This is a genomic window from Halobacterium sp. BOL4-2, from assembly GCF_016917835.2.
Classification (GTDB): Archaea; Halobacteriota; Halobacteria; order Halobacteriales; family Halobacteriaceae; genus Halobacterium; species Halobacterium salinarum.
The window spans coordinates 787,800-803,522 of sequence record NZ_CP070332.2; the positions used below are offsets into that span (position 1 = coordinate 787,800).

Here is a 15,723-nt window from a genome sequence, read left to right on the forward strand (position 1 = left end):
GTGGCGTCGACACTGCGTGCGTGGCTGGCCGTCTACGCGAAGGGCGCGGCGATGGGGGCTGCGGACGCAGTGCCCGGGGTCTCCGGGGGCACGATCGCGCTCATCGTGGGGATCTACGAGCGGCTGGTGAGCGCGCTCGCCGGCCTCTCGGTGGCTGACGCAGCGACAGTGGTGGCGCTCGTGCCGCGGCTGGGCAGTCGGGACGGCCGGGCAACGGTCGCCGAGACGCTGCGCACGTTGGACGTGCCGTTTCTGGCCGTGTTGGGCGCTGGCGTGGTGTCCGCAGTGGTGACGGTGGCCAACGTCGTCGACGTGGCGTACACCCAGTATCCGGGCCTGACGTTCGCGTTCTTCTTCGGGCTCATCGCGGCGTCGGTCGTCGTGTTGATCGGTGAGGTGGCCGTGGACACGCCGGGCCGTATCGGCGCAGCGCTGGGTGGGTTCGCGCTCGCGTTCGCGGTGAGCGCGCAGGCGACCGCGGGCACGCTGCCCGACGGGCTGGCGGTGATGGTCGTCACCGGCGCGGTGGCGATCTGTGCGATGGTGTTGCCGGGCGTCTCGGGGTCGCTCATCCTGTTGACCCTCGGGAAGTACGAGACGATGACGAGCGCAGTCAGCGCCACAGTGGACGCCGTGGCTGCGGGGGCCTTGGGCGACGCCGTTGCGCCGGTGGCGACGCTCGCGGCGTTCAGTTTGGGGGCGCTCGCCGGCGTTCTGACGTTCGCGCGCGCCGTGCAGTGGGCGCTGGCGGAGTACCGGGCGGCGACGGTGACGTTCCTGGTTGCGTTGATGGCGGGCGCGCTGCGGGCGCCGGCGGTCAGGATCGCCGACGCGACGGCGGCGTGGACGGTCGGGAGCGTTGCGCCGCTGGTGGCCGCCGGCGTCGTGGGCGCGGCTGCGGTGCTGGTGTTGGACGCGACGACCGACGACCTCGATTACTGAGCGACCGTTTCCGCGCGGCGTCAGCGCGCGTCGGCGTCGGCCGGACTGGCGGCATCGAACGTATCGACGAGCGCGTCGAGTCGTTCGGGGTCGTCGTGGCCGGGAAGCGATTCGTTCGCGGTCCGGCTGGGCTCAGTGACGCCGAGCCGGTCGGCCACGAGATCCGCGGTCGCCTCCGCCATCAGCCGGTGGGTGGTGAGCTTCCCGCCGACGACTGTGGTGAGTCCGGCGGTGTCGTCGCGGTCGGCGTGATCGAGCACGTAGAACCCGCGGGAGATCGCGCGGGCGTCGTCGCCGTAGTCGCTTGGGCTGTACAGCGGGCGGACGCCCCAGTAGGTGGTCCGGATCGGGGCGTCGCTGGCCGCCGGCAGCAGGGCGCTGCATTCGTCGATGACGCGCTCGACGGCGGCGTCGGGGGTGGCGAACTCGTCGGCATCGTCGACGTCGACGCTGGTGGTGCCCAGGACCGCGGTGGAGCCGTGTGGCACCACGATGTCGCCGTCGGCGGCGGGCCGGCAGCGGTTGAACACCGTGTCGGTCTCCGGCGTTTCGACGGTCACCATGACTCCGCTGGCGGGATGCATATCGACGTCGACGCCGGCGGTTGCGGCGAGGTCGCCGGCCCACGCGCCGGCCGCGTTCACCACGTGGGTGGCCGACAGCGTCGTCCCGTCGGCGGTTCTGGCGCCGGTGACGCGGCCGGCGTCCGTGGTGAGCGCCGTGATCGGCTCGTGGAGGCGGATCGTCGCGCCGTGGGCGCGGGCGTCCGCGGCGGTCGCAGCGACCAGACGGGACGGCAAGACGACGCCGTCGGGAACGACCGCGACGCGCTCGGCGGCGGGCGTGAGAGCGGGTTCGCGGGCTCTGGCAGTGGCACCGTCGATGACAGACACGGGGATGTCGGCGTCGCGGCAGGCCGCGACTTTCGTGTCGAAGTAGGCGGGGTCGTCGCGGGCGTGCTGGACGAAGAAGCCGTCGGTCTCCCGGATGCACGCGCCGGCGATGTCCCGGAGGACTTCGTTTTCCCGGATGCATTCGCGGGCGTCGGCCGGCGTCGAGTCGGCGTACCGGGCACCGCTGTGCAGGAGACCGTGCGAGCGGCCGGTGGTGCCGCTCCCGAGGCCGCCGCGGTCGACGAGGGTCACGTCGACGCCGCGGAGCGCGAGGTCGCGGGCGACGCCGACCCCGGTTGCGCCGCCGCCGACCACGAGCACGTCTGTCTGGTGGGTCACGATCCGGCGTTAGGCGCGCCAGCACTTGGGGGTTGTCGTGGCGGAGAGCTACGTGTCGGGGGGTGTCGACGCCGGCCAGCCGGGTTACTCCTCGTAGGCGAGGTTCATGATCCACTGGGAGAACGCGTCGCCCTGTGGGTCGACTTCCTCCTCGCCGACGAACGGCGACAGCATGTCCCCAGCCATCAGCAGCATGAACTCCAGGTTGCGTTCGTCGACAACCGGCGTGATGTAGTAGGTGGTGTTCCCGCCGTAGACGGTTTCCTCGCGTTCGACGAGGCCGTGTTCTTCGAGGGTGGAGGCGATCCGGCTGCCCTTCCGGGAGGAGACGTCCAGGGCCTTCCAGAATTCGCTTTGGTGGATGCCGAGTTCTTCGTGGACGAGTTCGAGACCGCGGCGTTCGTCCTCGGAGAGGTCGGCCTCCGTGGCTTCGGCGCTCATGTACGTCACACCGTCCGCGACCGGTTTAAACTTGGTCGTTCACGGGTCTACGGCGCGGCGTCGTCGCGGAGTTCGGCGACTGCAGCCTGCCGGTCGACGGTGCCCGACGCGGTCCGTGGGAGCGCGTCGACGGCCGCAACCACGCGGGGGTGTTTGTAGCCCGCCAGCCGCCCGTCACAGAACGCGCGCAGTGAGGCGACGGAGACGTCCGCGGTGTCGTCGGCGGGCACCACGAGCGCGCCGACGCGGTCCCCCCACGCGTCGTCCGGCACACCGACGACGGCGACAGCCTCGATGGCGGGGTGTTCGCGGAGCACCGCGGCGACCGCTTCGGGACGGACGTTCTCGCCGCCGGTGATGATCTCGTCGCTGGCCCGGCCGCCGACGTGCAGGAAGCCGTCGGCGTCGATCCAGCCGCGGTCTCCCGTGAGGAGCCCGTGCTCGCAGCGCGGCGCGGTCCCCTCGCCGGCATAGCCGGGCGTGACCGTCGGCCCTGACACGGCGAGCAGCCCGGCCTGTCCGTCCGGCACCGGCGTGTGGGTGTCCGGCTCGACGACGGTGACAGTGGTGCCGAGCAGTGGGCGGCCGACGCTCTCGGGGTGGGCTGGGGCGTCGCTGGCGTGCAGGGTCGCCGCCTGCGAGGCGGTTTCGGTCGCGCCGTACGTCGGGCAGACCGGAACCCCGGCCGCACACGCACGCTCGACCAGCTCGGGCGGCGTGGGCGCGCCACCGACCAGTGCGAACCGCAGCGAGTCGGGGACGGCGTCGGCCTCAACGAGCCGGTCGAGCATCGGCGGGACGAGCGAGACACCGGTGCAGTCGTGGGTCTCCAGGGCGTCCCCGACCGCGGCGGCGTCGAAGCCGGGCGTCCGGGTCAGGACCGCAGTGGTGCCGTAGAGCGCCGTCCGGAGGACGACCGAGACGCCGCCGGTGTGGTACATCGACAGCGGGCACAGCCAGCGGTCGTCGGGGAGCACGCCCAGGCGGGCCGCCGACGCGGCGGCGCTGGCGGCGAGATTGCGGTACGTCAGCCGGACGGCCGTGGGGTCGCCGGTGGTGCCAGAGGTGAACAACAGCAGCCGGGTGTCGTCCCACGCCGAGTCGACGGGGGTGACGGCGTCCGGGTCGGTGCCGGACAGCGGGCGCACGGTGGCGTCGTCGGCGACGCGCACGGCGGGCGCGTCGAGGCGGTCGGCGGCGGTCGCCGTGTCGCGACCGCAGATCACGGCGACGGGGGCGACGGCGTCGGCCTGTGTGGCGAGCTCCGGCTGCGAGAGGCGCGCGTTCAGCGGCACGAGGACGGCTCCGAGGCGCGCGGCGGCGAACACGAGGGTGGCGAACGCCGGCCGGGTTTCGAGCAACACGGCGACCCGGTCGCCGGGCGTAACGCCGAGCGCGGCCAGGCTGCCGGCGGTCGCATCGACGGCACTGTCGAGGGCATCGTACGTCCACGTTCGGTCGGTCGCGGCGTCCACGAGCGCGGGCCGGTCGGGGTTGGTGGTCGCCTGCAGTGTGACCTCGTCACGCATCGGCGGTCACCTCCACGCCGTGTCCGGGGTCGGCAGGCACCTGGATGCGGCCGCCGGCGACCGGCGCGGGATCCGGAGCCAGCGCGTCCGCGAGCCGGTCGGCGGTTGCCAGCCCGCACGCCGGCACGTCGGGGATGCTGGCGGCCAAATGGACGGCCGCGGTCCGCGCCACGACGCCGTCGATGGTGGTCGAGACGACGGGCTCGACGCCGGCCTGTCGGGCGGTCCGGGCGGCGTCGCGCGCCCGGTCGATGCCGCCGAGCACCATCGGCTTGAGCACCACGTAGTCGGCCACCGCCAGCGCGGCGTCGAGCGGATGCTGGTGCAGGGCTTCGTCGAGCGCGATCGGGACGCCGCCGATGCTCCGGGTGGCGTCCAGCCGCGTGGGTGCCAGGGGCTGTTCGATGTACTCGATGGGCAGCGACCCGCAGGCGTCGGCGGCCTGGCGGGCCGCGTCGAGGTCCCACGCGCCGTTGGCGTCGGCACGCAGTGACAGCCCTGCGGGCGCGGCGTCACTGGCGGCGCGCAGCCGGTCGAGGTCGGCGCGAACCGACCGGCTGCCGACTTTCACTTTCACCGTGTCGAAGCCGTCGGCCGCGGCGTCCGCCACTGCGGCGCTCGTGGCGGCCGCGGTCCCGTCGCCGACAGTCGCGTTCACGGGCACCGAATCGGCCGCCGCCCCGTCGCTGAGCGCGCTCGCAAGCGGCCGTCCGGCGGCACACGCGTCAGCGTCCATGCGGGCGAGCGAAACCGCGTGGCGGGCGGCTGGCGCGTCCGTGCACGCGTCGAGCGCTCGCTCCCAGCTGTCGGCGTCGTCGGCCGCCCGGAGCGCCGCCACACACGCGTCGTGGGGTTCCGTCCACCCCGCAAGCGGCGTGGCTTCACCGACACCGCCGTCGCGCTCGAACAGGAACCCCGTGCGCTCCCCGATGGTTCCGTTCGCGGTCGCCAGCGGCTCCGCCAACGCCAGCGAGAACGCCCGAATCACACCGCCACCCCCACCGCGAACAGCGCCGAGTACGCCGCCAGCAGCTGTCCCGTCCGGGAGAGCGCAGGGTTCAACGCCGCGCCCTCGGTGCGCTCGAATACGGTCTTGGTGACCGACACCGCGAGGGGCAGTGTCACCAGCGGCAGGAACACCGACGCGCCGTACCCCGTGGCGTAAAACCACAGCGGCGCGGCGTACGCGACCACCAGCAGGCCGGCGTACTCCAGGCGGGAGAACCGGTATCCGAACCGCACCGCCAGCGTGCGCTTGCCGGTGGTTTCGTCCTCGTCTTTGTCACGGATGTTGTTCACGACGATGATGTTCGTGGAGATGGCGGCCACCGGGAGGCTGGCCACGACCGCCGCGAGGGGCACCGTTCCCGGCGGGATCGCCACGGGGAACGCCCCGGCGAGGTGGGCGGCGGCCTGCACGTAGTAGGTGCCCGTCACCGCGATCACGCCGAAAAACAGGAAGACGAACGCGTCCCCGAGCCCGTGGTAGCCGAGCGGGTACGGACCGCCCGTGTACGCGATGCCGGACGCGACGCTGGCCAGCCCGATCACCAGGATCGGCACCCCGCCGACGAAGACGAGGTAGACGCCGTCGAGGATCGCTGCCGCGAACGTCACGTACATCGCCTGCTTCACGCGGGCCGGCTGGATCAGGCCGCCGGCGGTTACACGGGTGAACCCCTCTCGGTCCTCGGTGTCCGCGCCGCGAACGGCGTCGTAGTAGTCGTTGGCGAAGTTCGTGGCGATCTGAATGAGCGCCGCCCCGACGAGCGCAGCCACCGCGGGCCACACCGCAAGCACGCCGGTGTGGACCGCCAGCGCGGTGCCGACAACCACCGGGGCGGCGGCCGCCGGCAGCGTGTGCGGGCGGGCCGCCATCAGCCACGCGCGCTGCCGTGAAACGTCGGCCGTCTGTGTCATCGCCCTTCAGTACGGGGAGGGTCGTCTAAGGGGTGGCGATTGGGGCAGCCAGGCGGTCAGTCGTCGCCGGTGGGGGCGGTGTCCGTGCCGCTCCCTGCTCCCGGGTCGGTGTCCGACGCCGACGATCGGGAGGACAACAACCCGCCGGGCGAGACCGCAACGTCGTCGCGGTCACGCGCGTACTCCCGGGCGGCGACGTAGCTGGCGTACACGATCACCAGCAGGAACAGCGTGAACGGCAACGCGAGCACTGGCGACAGCGCCTCGATGGCTTCGAAGCTGGACAGCTCTAGGCTCATCACGCCGAACGCGGCGAGCAACAGCCCCCAGCAGGCGCGGTTGCGGGGATTTGGGTCCTCGTCGCCGAGCGTGATGGCGGCGATCATGAACACCGCCGAATCCAGGGAGGTGATGATGTAGCCCGCGATCACCAACACGAACAGCAACGCGAGCACCGACCCGTAGGGCGTGATCGACAGGGCGCGGGCGATGGCCGCGGGGATGCCGTTGGCGGACAGCGCGTTGCCGACCGGGCCGACGTAGTCGGGGGCCAACACCCAGCCGCCGATGAGGGTGTGTTGCACCCAGCTCAGGACGCCGGGCGCGACCACGAGCACGATGAACATCTCGCGGACGGTGCGGCCTTTCGAGACGCGCGCGACGAAGCTCCCGACGAAGATGCTCCAGGCCGCCCACCACGCCCACCAGAAGCCCGTCCAGTTCGCCGCCCAGTGGCCGGCCGCGGTGGGGTCGGTGTACAGCATCAGTCGAACGACGTTGTTCAGCCAGACGCCGGTGGCGTCGAGGCCGAGTTGGAACGTGAACAGCGTCGGCCCGACGACGACGAGGACCGCCATCGCAACCCCGATGAGCAGCATGGTCGCGCGGGCGGCGTTCCGGATGCCCGAGCGCAGCCCCAGCCACACGTCGACCAGGAAAATGGCGCCGATCGCGGCGAAGATCCCGTAGGTCAACCAGGCCGACTGCAGGCCGAACACACCCCCGAGGATGGCCGCCATGGTCTGTGAGCTGAACCCCAGCGTCGTCGCAATGCCGCCGATGGTGGCGATGATGGCCGCGACGTCGACCGCCCAGAGCACGACGGGGTGGTCGCCCGCGGGCATGATGCCGGCCAGCATCGTCGACACCTTGTACTCGCCGACGCCGCGCGTGTAGACGATGATCCCGAACGCGAGGGCGACGGGGAGATACCACATCGCCAGCCCGGGGAACACCTCGTGAACGAACATGAACGCGAGCGCCAGGGATTTCGCCGACGCCCCGCCGACCGGCCACGGCTCCGGCGGCGGCTGCTGGACGATCGAAACCGGTTCGCCAACCCCCCAGATGAGGATGGACGCGCCGAACCCCACGGTGAACACCATCGACAGCCAGGAGAACGTGTCGAACTCGGGTTCGGCGTCGGGGCCGCCGATCCGGAGGCGGCCGTACCGCGACCACGTCACCCCGAGCACGAGCACCAGCAACACGAACCCAAGCAGGATGAACCACCAGCCGAAGTACCGCAACACCCAATCGAAGGCCCCGTTCAACACGGTGCTGAGCTGCGTCGGCCGCCGGAACCCGGCGACCGCAAGCGCGAGCATCGCGGCCATCGTCACCGCGAACAGCGCGCGCTCGGGCCACGTCGCGTCTTCGAGGCCAAGGAGGTACCATACGCGCCGACTCATCGACGCCACTGGCGACGCGTGATGACATTGGAACCGGTCCCGTGCGAGCAACGCGGAGCGCGTGCGCGGCGAGCCTGGCGGCTCGCTGCTGCATTGGCGCGATCACCCATTACAGGCTGCGGCGAAACACCGTCCCACGGAAAAACGACACGGAACCGCCTCGCTGCGCGCCTAGTAATGCCAGGGGTACTCGTCGAAGTCCGGGTCGCGGCCGTCGAGGAACGCGTCCCGTCCCTCCTGGGCTTCGTCGGTCATGTACGCCAGCCGGGTGGCCTCCCCGGCGAACGTCTGCTGGCCGACCATGCCGTCGTCGGTCATGTTGAACGCGTACTTGAGCATGCGCATCGCTGTGGGCGATTTCGCGGTCATCTCGTCGGCCCACTCCAGGGCCGTCGCCTCCAGGTCGTCGTGGGGGACCGCCTCGTTGACCATCCCCATGTCGGCGGCCGCCTCGGCGTCGTAGGTCTTCCCGAGGAAGAAGATCTCGCGGGCCGTCTTCTGGCCGACCTGCTTGGCGAGGTACGCCGAGCCGAACCCGCCGTCGAAGCTCGCAACGTCGGGGTCGGTCTGCTTGAACTTGGCGTGTTCGCGGCTCGCAAGCGTCAGGTCACAGACCACGTGGAGGCTGTGCCCGCCGCCGACCGCCCACCCCGGCACGACCGCCACCACCGGCTTGGGCATCGTGCGAATGAGACGTTGGACTTCGAGGATGTGCAGGCGGCCGGCGTCAGCGCGCTTGACCGCCGGGTCGTCGTCGGCGGCGGCTTCGTCGTCGCCGTGGTACTCGTAGCCCGAGTCCCCGCGCACCGACTGGTCGCCGCCGGCGCAGAACGCCCACCCGCCGTCCGACGGCGACGGGCCGTTCCCGGTGAGCAACACACAGCCGATGTCGGCCTGCTTGCGGGCGTGATCCAGGGCCGTGTACAGCTCGTCGACGGTGCCCGGGCGGAACGCGTTGCGCACCGCCGGCCGGTCGAACGCGATCCGGACGGCGGGCACCTCGACACCACGGTGGTAGGTGATGTCGTCGAACGAGAACTCCTCGATCGCCGTCCACGCGGCGTCGTCGAACGTCTCCGAGACCATGGCTAACCACGCGGCCGGCGGCCGCAAAAGCGTTCTCACACGCGGCCCTGGGCCGTGCACACGCCACTGCGGTCAGACCGACAGGCCGGTGACGCGGTCGGCGAGGCGCTCGCGCTCGCGGTGGCTGGCCTCGGCGTCCGTCGACACCTCGATGACGTGCGTGCCGGCGTCGCCCAGCGCCGCCCGGTAGGCCGCTCGGAACTCCCCCACGGTGTCCGTGCGGGCGAACGAGAGCGCGTACGTGTCGGCGGTGGGCGCGAAGTCCAGGCCGTGGGGGGTCTTGAACTGCCCCGTGAACGGCGGGTCGAACTGCTCGATGGGGAGCATGTGGAAGATGCTGCCGCCGTCGTTGTTCACGAGCACGATCGTGGCGTCGACCCCGCAGCGCTCCAGCGCCAGCAGCCCGTTCGAATCGTGGAAGTACGCCAGATCACCGACCAGCCCGACGACGGGGTCGGCGGTCGCACTGCCGGCGCCGAGCGCCGACGAGATCACGCCGTCGATGCCCGACGCCCCGCGGTTCCCGAGCACCGCGAGGTCGGCCCCACGGGGCGCTGCGAACCGGTCGAAATCCCGGATCGGCATGCTGTTCGAGACGAACACCGTCGCAGGGTCGGGCGCGCCGGCGGCGACCGTGGCCGCGATCTCGCCTTCGAGCGTGGCGGCCGGCTGGAAGTCATCGACCGCCGCCCAGTAGCGCGCCTCCAGGTCGAGCACGTCGTCAGTCCACGCCGACCGCGTCCCGTCGGCCCGGGCCGCGATCGCGCGCGCGGTCGCAGCGGGGTCCGCAGCGACCACGTCGGTCGCGGTGAACTCGGCTTCCCGCCACCTGCCGGCGGGGTCGACGACGACCTGGCGGGCGTCGCTCGCGGCGAGCCACTTGCGGAGGGGTTTCGATGTCGGGGACGCGCCGAACCGGAGGACGAACTCCGGGTGTGGCACGTCCGCGGCGAGGAAGCCGTCGTAGCCGCCGACGACCGGCGCATCGCCGACGTGGGGGCCGAACCGGAGCCCCGACAGCGGGTCGGCGAAGATCGGGGCGCCGGTGGCGTCGGCGAGCGCGGCCGCGGCGTCCGGGGTGATCCCGGCACCGCCGTCGGCGGGGCCGGCGACGACGAGCGGACGGGCGGCGGTGGTGGCCGCGGCAGCGAGCGCAGCGGCGGTTTCGCCGGCCGGCTCTGTGGTGCCGTCGTGGACCGAAACGAACGGCGTGTCGCCGCCGCGCCCGGCGGCCGCCAGCGGGTGGTCGTCGTCGAACGACGGCGGCACGTCACCGGGCACCGACACCGGCTCTAGGGGCTTCCGGAACGGGACGTTGAGGTGGACCGGGCCGGGCTTCGAACCCGTGGTGTGGCCGACGGCGCGACAGACACTGGTTCGCAGCGACCGGAGCTTGCGGGCGGTCACTTCCGGTTCCGGGAGGTCCTCGTAATACCGGACGGCGCTGCCGTAGAGCTGCTCCTGGTCGACGGTCTGGTTGGCACCCGAGCCGCGGAGCTCCGGCGGGCGGTCGGCGGTGAGCACGACCAGCGGGATGCGGGCCTGGGCGGCCTCCATCACCGCCGGGTGGAGGTTCGCGGTGGCAGTGCCCGACGTGGTGAGGACGGCGGTCGGCGCGCCCGTGCGCTTCCCGCGGCCGAGCGCGAAAAACGCCGCCGAGCGCTCGTCGAGATGGGAGTACACCGTGAGGTCGTCGTGGGCGTCCACGGCAACCGTCAGCGGCGTCGACCGGCTGCCCGGACAGACGCAGACGGCGTGGACGCCCGCGGCGGCGAGTTCGTCGGCGATCGCGCGCGCCCACAGCGTGTTCCGGTTCGGTGCCGTCATTGTAGCTCGTCGAGGACGGGGTGGTATTTGAGCTGGACTTCCTCCCACTCCGCGTCGGGGGTGCTGTCGCCGACGATGCCGTTGCCGGCGAACAGCGTCACCGAGTCGTCGTCGACCACACCGGAGCGCAGCCCGACGCCGAAGGTGCCGTCGCCGTCGGCGTCGATCCAGCCGATCGGGGCGGCGTACCACCCGCGGTCGAACGTCTCGGTGTCGCGGATCGTCGCCAGCGCGTCGGCCGGCGGCAGGCCGTTGACCGCCGGGGTGGGGTGTAGCGTCTCGATCACGTCCAAGACGTGGGTGTCGGCACTCACGGCGGCCGAGATCGGGGTTTCGAGGTGCTGGATGGTGGACAGCTGTCGGACGCCGCGGTCCCCGACGGCCACGTCACCGATCCCCTCCAGGCGGCGCGCGATCGTGTCGACGACGACGCCCTGCTCGTGGCGGAGCTTGTCGCTCTCCCGGAGGCGGTCGGCCAGCCGCGCGTCGGCGGCGGGGGAGTCGCCGCGGCCGACCGACCCGGCGAGCGCCACCGTCTCCACGCGGCCGTCGCGCAGCGACGCCAGGCGCTCGGGGGTCGCGCCGAGGAACACCCCCCCGTCGGCGGGGGCGACGAGGAAGCGAAAACACGCGGGGTAGCGTTGGCGCAGCCGTTCGAGGAGGGCGCACGGCGTCGCCGGTTCGGCGAGGTCCGCGCGCAGCGCGGTCGCCAACACGACCTTGCGGAGTGGCCCCGACTGGATGCGGTCGACGGCGTCCTGGACGCCGGCGGTCCAGGCGTCCCGGCCCGGCGTCGGCGTGGTGTCAGTGACGCCGGGGCGTGGTCCGGCGGCCTGCATCGCGGGCAGCGAGTCGACGGCGTCGCGGGCGTCGGCCAGCGATGCCGACGCGGACGCCGCCGTGGCGTCCGGGCCGGCTTCGATCGCGGTCAGCCACGTCTCGTCGCCGACGCTGGTGAGCTGGATCGCCGGCAGCACGAACCGTGCGGGCGGAAACCCCTGCCAGACGCCGGCGGCGGTGTGGGCGTCGAAAAACGAGAACCCGCCGAACAGTCGCGGGCGTGCGGCGTCGGGGCCGTCGTGGGTGAGATCGGCGAACAGCCCCGTCGACCACTCGCGGACGGCCGCGAACCGGTCGCCGCCCGCTGCAGTCACCGACGCGGCGGTGCCAGCCCCGGACAGTTCGAGTCCGTCGGGGTCGGCCCAGTGGAACCCCGGTTCGGCGTGGGCAGCGAGAAACGCCCGCGTGGAGACGTCCGCAACCCGGCAGCTCGTCGCAACGACCGGCCCGTCAGCGGTCGTTTCCCCGGCAAGCGAACTCATTATCAACGGTTTGCACTGCTGGGTGAAATACCCTGTTGTCCCGGCCTAACTGTAGCGGTCTTCGGCCCACGGGTCGGCGGTGTTCGAGTAGCCGCGCTTCTCCCAGTAGCCGCGCTGGGGCTCCGTGAGGAACTCGACGCCGTCCACCCACTTTGCGCCCTTGTACGCGTACTTGTGTGGGGTGACGACGCGCAGCGGGCCGCCGTGTTCGGGGGGTAGCGGGTCGTCGTCGAACGCCCACGTGAACAACACCTCCTCGCGCATGCAGTCCGCCAGCGGGAGGTTCGTGGTGTAGCCGTCGAGGGCGTGGAACAGCACGTGGACCGCGTCGTCGGTGACACCCGCTGCGGCGGCCAGTTCGGGAAACGGGACGCCGGTGAACTCGCAGTCGAGTTTCGACCAGCCGGTCACGCAGTGGAAGTCCTGGCGTTGTGTGACCGTGTCGAGCGCACGGAACTCGTCGTAGGACAGCGACAGCTCGGTGTCGACAGCACCGGTCACGGTGAACGTCCACGTGTCCCGGTCCCAGTTCGGGGTGTCGCCCTTCGAGAGCACGGGGAACTTGGTGGTTTCGCGTTGGCCCGGGGGGATGCGGTCGTCCCCGAACGCCTGGTAGAGGTCGGTTACGTCCTCGACGGTCATACACCGGGGTAGTCGTCGCCATCACGTATTCCTACCGGAATCCGGAGACTCAGATGGGTCGAGACGAACCTGAGTTCAGCCTCCGCGGGGTGAACGTTCCGACGACGAAAAGCGGTGCCCGTCAAGCTTATCAAGGGAGGCGTCGAAGCGTCGGTCGTTAGGATGCCTACAGTCGAAGTCAACATCCCCGACCAGATCGAGATGCAGATCGCCCAGCTCGTTGAACAGGGGGAGTTCGTGAGCCGGGAGGAGGCGATTGAACAGCTGCTGTCCTCGGGTATTCGCGCCTACAAGACCAGCGGCCCCAGCGAGGACGAAGACGGTGCTGGCCTCGAAAGCGAGGGCGGCATGATGGGCCACGACGACGAATACGTCTTCTGACGTGGCACCCACTCTGGAACAACCCTTAAACACACGACTTCCTTACGCTGAGAGCATGCACAAAGACGAGCTCCTCGAACTCCACGAACAGATGGTGAACATCAAAGACCAGTTCCTCGGGTTCGACCACGTCGACGAGACCGCGTTCGCCGCGTACGAGGAACTGGACGTTGAACCGTCGCACGTACACAAATCGAAAAGCGAGCACAAGCATGCGGTGTTCCTGCTCGGGAACGCCCTGGCGGCCGCGATGAGCGAAGACGAGTTCTCCAGTGCGGGCCGCATCAGCAAGCGAATGGAGGAGCTCGCGGACGACGCCTCGAACCAGCTGTAGCCGGCCGGTCCACAGGGGCACACAGTGGGGTGCTCGTCGGCCCGAAAAGGCTTATACGCAGCCCTCGCATTCTCCCGGACATGCAGGCACGCACAGTCGAGCGAGTGGAGTCCTGGGACTCCCGGCCGTTCTCCGGGGGCGTCGGGCAGCTCCACGACCTCGCGGACGCCGATTTTTCCGGCGCGGTCGACGCCGATGGGACGTGGCTGTTCTTCCTGAACGGCCGCGTGATCGGCGTTTTCGACGGCGACATGGACCGTGTCGCTGACGCCGACGGGACGGTGTACGAAGCCCCCGACGAGTCAGTCGCATTGCTGTACGCGATGCGCCACCAGGACGGCGAGACGCAGGCGAAATACTACACGAACGACACGCCGCTGTCCGAGGCCAGCCAGACACTCACGGACGCGAACTTCACGGGATACATCGAGCTCTCGGAGAACGTCCTCTCCGGGGATTACTACGTTGTCTACTACGGCGGCCGCTCGATGAGCGCCGCGTTCATCGGCACCCGCGAGGAGCTCCACACCGGCGACGAGGCCTTCGAGCGCGCGGACGACGAGGTCGGCGTCTACGAGGTCGTGAAGGCCCCGGTGAGCGTGACCGAACTCCCCGAGCGCCCGGACGACGGCGACGACACACCGGCCGAAACGGCTGCCCACACGACCACCGCCGCCGACGACGCGTCGACCGACAGCGAGGCCACGACCGAGGACGCGTCACCGCCGGCCGGCGAAGACGGAGTGCAGTCGGCGGCGGATTCGGCGGCGGCCAGCGACGGCGGGGCGTCGGCGGCAGCCACCAGCGAGGCGTCGCCGACAGCGCCCACGAGCGCCGAGCGGGCCGCGGACGCCGACGGCGGCGCGTCGACGGCGGCGCAGGGTTCGGGCGCGCCAGGGAGCGCCAGCCAGCCGGCGGACGGGGAGCAGGCGTGGCAGGAGACCACGTCAGTGCCGACGATCAGCCCGGCTGACAGCGAGGGTGAGCAGCCGGCCGGACGGTCCGGGGCGTCAGCGTCGACGACGAACGCGTCGGCACCGTCGTCGTCGTCATCGTCGGCGGCTGGCGGGCGGCAGTCGACGCTGGAGAAGCTCAAACGCGCGGTCAAGAAGCGCGAGCAGAAACTGCAGGCGGCGAGCGAGCGGATCGACACGCTGAAAGACGAACGTGACGACCTCCGATCGACGGTCTCGACGCTCGAACGCGAGCGCGACGAGCTGCAGGCGGAGGTCGCCTCGCTTGAGGAGACGGTGTCGTCCCTGGAGGAGGAGGTGGCGGCAAGCGAGCCGGCCGACGCAACCGAGGACGCCGGCGCTGCTGGTGTGACGTTGAGCGCCGAGGACGCGCTCGCGGGGACGGATCTGTTCGTGCGCTACGATTCGAAGGGGAAGCCGACGCTCGACGAACTCGACGCCACGACGGATCCGGACGCGGTCAACGGGAACCTCCGTGTCGACCACCACACGCAGTTCGACACGTCGGCGGCGACGGTCGATGGAACCGCCTTCGAGTCGTTTCTGACGGATTCCGCGGCGTACACGTTCGTGTCATGGACGGTGCGAGCGCTCCCCTACGAGATCCGGGAGTCCGGCCACCAGAGCGGGTTGAGCGAGCTGTACGCGGCGCTTCCCAGCGTTGACCGGGCGGAGCTGCGCGGGACGGTGGAGGTGAGCCCGGACGACGAGACGACGATCTCCCGCACGTTCGACGTGGTGTTGCGGGATCGGATGGGCAACGCGCTGGTGGTCGCGGACATCAACACGGGCCGGGATCCGGTGACCGCCGAGGAGATGGCGGCGCTGGTGTCGGACGCCACCGCCATCAGGGAGGGGACCGATCACCTCGCGGCGGCGATGTACGTCACCGGGTCGTTCTTCGAGCCGGCGGCGCTTGAGACCGCTGGGGACGCAACCGCCAGTGGCGGGTTGTTGTCGCGCAGCGACCGTGAGAGCTTCGTGAACGTCGGTCGGAAAGCCGGCTATCATCTGTGTCTCGTGGAGGATCGCGACGACGCGTTCCACCTGACGGTGCCGGAGCTGTAGTCGGAGAAGACGGAGGTGTTATTCGGCCTCTGCGGCCGCGTCGATCTTCATGGACTCCATTTTGTCCATGATCTCGTCGACTTTGCCGTCGAGTTCCTCGACGAATTCGTGGGTGCGGTCGGTGGTGATTGCGCCCTGGCTCGACGGCTCGATGAGGGTCTCCTCTTCGAGGACGCGAAGCGAGTATCGGACCTTGTGATGCGGGTAGCCGGTCTCGTTGGACATCTTTACGATGCCGATGGGCTCGCTCTCGATGACCATGCGGAGGACTTCCAGATGGCGTTCGAGCATATCAACTTCTTTCTCAAGTCGATCTATCATGGCATTTGTTAAC

15 protein-coding genes are annotated in these 15,723 nt (G+C 70.7%); 4 read left to right on the forward strand and 11 right to left on the reverse strand.

Annotated elements, in window-relative coordinates:
- The gene (locus JRZ79_RS17305) at positions 1-942 is read left to right on the forward strand and encodes a DUF368 domain-containing protein (RefSeq protein ID WP_231546354.1); all 942 of its coding nucleotides are present in this window, start codon (positions 1-3) and stop codon (positions 940-942) included.
- 20 nt (positions 943-962) lie between these two features.
- Here JRZ79_RS17305 and JRZ79_RS17310 read toward each other — a convergent pair whose 3' ends face one another.
- The 10 genes from JRZ79_RS17310 to JRZ79_RS17355 form a co-directional block, all read right to left on the reverse strand.
- Positions 963-2,174, reverse strand: coding sequence for an FAD-dependent oxidoreductase (locus JRZ79_RS17310; RefSeq protein ID WP_205252659.1), 1,212 nt, complete (start codon positions 2,172-2,174; stop codon positions 963-965).
- 84 nt (positions 2,175-2,258) lie between these two features.
- Entirely contained in the window at positions 2,259-2,615 is a 357-nt protein-coding gene (locus JRZ79_RS17315; RefSeq protein ID WP_010902769.1) for a transcription factor, read from the reverse strand.
- 47 nt (positions 2,616-2,662) lie between these two features.
- A complete protein-coding gene (locus tag JRZ79_RS17320) occupies positions 2,663-4,144 on the reverse strand; it encodes a class I adenylate-forming enzyme family protein (protein ID WP_010902770.1) in 1,482 nt (493 codons plus the stop codon).
- Entirely contained in the window at positions 4,137-5,132 is a 996-nt protein-coding gene (locus tag JRZ79_RS17325; RefSeq protein ID WP_205252660.1) for an enolase C-terminal domain-like protein, read from the reverse strand. Before JRZ79_RS17325 ends, JRZ79_RS17320 begins: the two co-directional genes overlap by 8 nt.
- Positions 5,129-6,064, reverse strand: coding sequence for a 1,4-dihydroxy-2-naphthoate polyprenyltransferase (locus JRZ79_RS17330; protein WP_136361384.1), 936 nt, complete (start codon positions 6,062-6,064; stop codon positions 5,129-5,131). The genes JRZ79_RS17325 and JRZ79_RS17330 overlap by 4 nt, the downstream gene beginning before the upstream one ends.
- Positions 6,065-6,120: 56 nt before the next feature.
- Positions 6,121-7,755 carry a BCCT family transporter gene (locus JRZ79_RS17335; protein WP_205252661.1) on the reverse strand — a complete coding sequence of 545 codons (1,635 nt, stop codon included), beginning with the start codon at positions 7,753-7,755 and terminating at the stop codon, positions 6,121-6,123.
- A gap of 171 nt (positions 7,756-7,926) precedes the next feature.
- Positions 7,927-8,841, reverse strand: coding sequence for a 1,4-dihydroxy-2-naphthoyl-CoA synthase (locus tag JRZ79_RS17340; protein ID WP_010902774.1), 915 nt, complete (start codon positions 8,839-8,841; stop codon positions 7,927-7,929).
- A gap of 72 nt (positions 8,842-8,913) precedes the next feature.
- On the reverse strand, positions 8,914-10,668 hold the full coding sequence (gene menD, locus JRZ79_RS17345) for a 2-succinyl-5-enolpyruvyl-6-hydroxy-3-cyclohexene-1-carboxylic-acid synthase (protein ID WP_205252662.1): 1,755 nt from the start codon (positions 10,666-10,668) through the stop codon (positions 8,914-8,916).
- Positions 10,665-11,990: an isochorismate synthase MenF gene (locus JRZ79_RS17350; protein ID WP_205252663.1), complete on the reverse strand. Its 1,326-nt coding sequence runs from the start codon at positions 11,988-11,990 to the stop codon at positions 10,665-10,667. Before JRZ79_RS17350 ends, menD begins: the two co-directional genes overlap by 4 nt.
- A gap of 45 nt (positions 11,991-12,035) precedes the next feature.
- Positions 12,036-12,632 carry a sulfite oxidase-like oxidoreductase gene (locus JRZ79_RS17355; protein WP_010902777.1) on the reverse strand — a complete coding sequence of 199 codons (597 nt, stop codon included), beginning with the start codon at positions 12,630-12,632 and terminating at the stop codon, positions 12,036-12,038.
- Positions 12,633-12,794: 162 nt separating this feature from the next.
- Between JRZ79_RS17355 and JRZ79_RS17360 the strand changes: the two genes are divergently transcribed.
- The 3 genes from JRZ79_RS17360 (at position 12,795) to JRZ79_RS17370 (ending at position 15,389) form a co-directional block, all read left to right on the forward strand.
- A complete protein-coding gene (locus JRZ79_RS17360; RefSeq protein ID WP_010902778.1) occupies positions 12,795-13,013 on the forward strand; it encodes a hypothetical protein in 219 nt (72 codons plus the stop codon).
- 55 nt (positions 13,014-13,068) lie between these two features.
- Positions 13,069-13,347, forward strand: a complete 279-nt coding sequence (locus JRZ79_RS17365) for a UPF0058 family protein (RefSeq protein WP_010902779.1) — start codon at positions 13,069-13,071, stop codon at positions 13,345-13,347.
- Positions 13,348-13,427: 80 nt separating this feature from the next.
- Positions 13,428-15,389 carry a cell division protein ZapB gene (locus JRZ79_RS17370; protein WP_205252664.1) on the forward strand — a complete coding sequence of 654 codons (1,962 nt, stop codon included), beginning with the start codon at positions 13,428-13,430 and terminating at the stop codon, positions 15,387-15,389.
- An 18-nt stretch (positions 15,390-15,407) separates the two neighbouring features.
- Here JRZ79_RS17370 and JRZ79_RS17375 read toward each other — a convergent pair whose 3' ends face one another.
- On the reverse strand, positions 15,408-15,710 hold the full coding sequence (locus JRZ79_RS17375; RefSeq protein WP_012289276.1) for a hypothetical protein: 303 nt from the start codon (positions 15,708-15,710) through the stop codon (positions 15,408-15,410).
- Positions 15,711-15,723 lie beyond the last annotated feature (13 nt).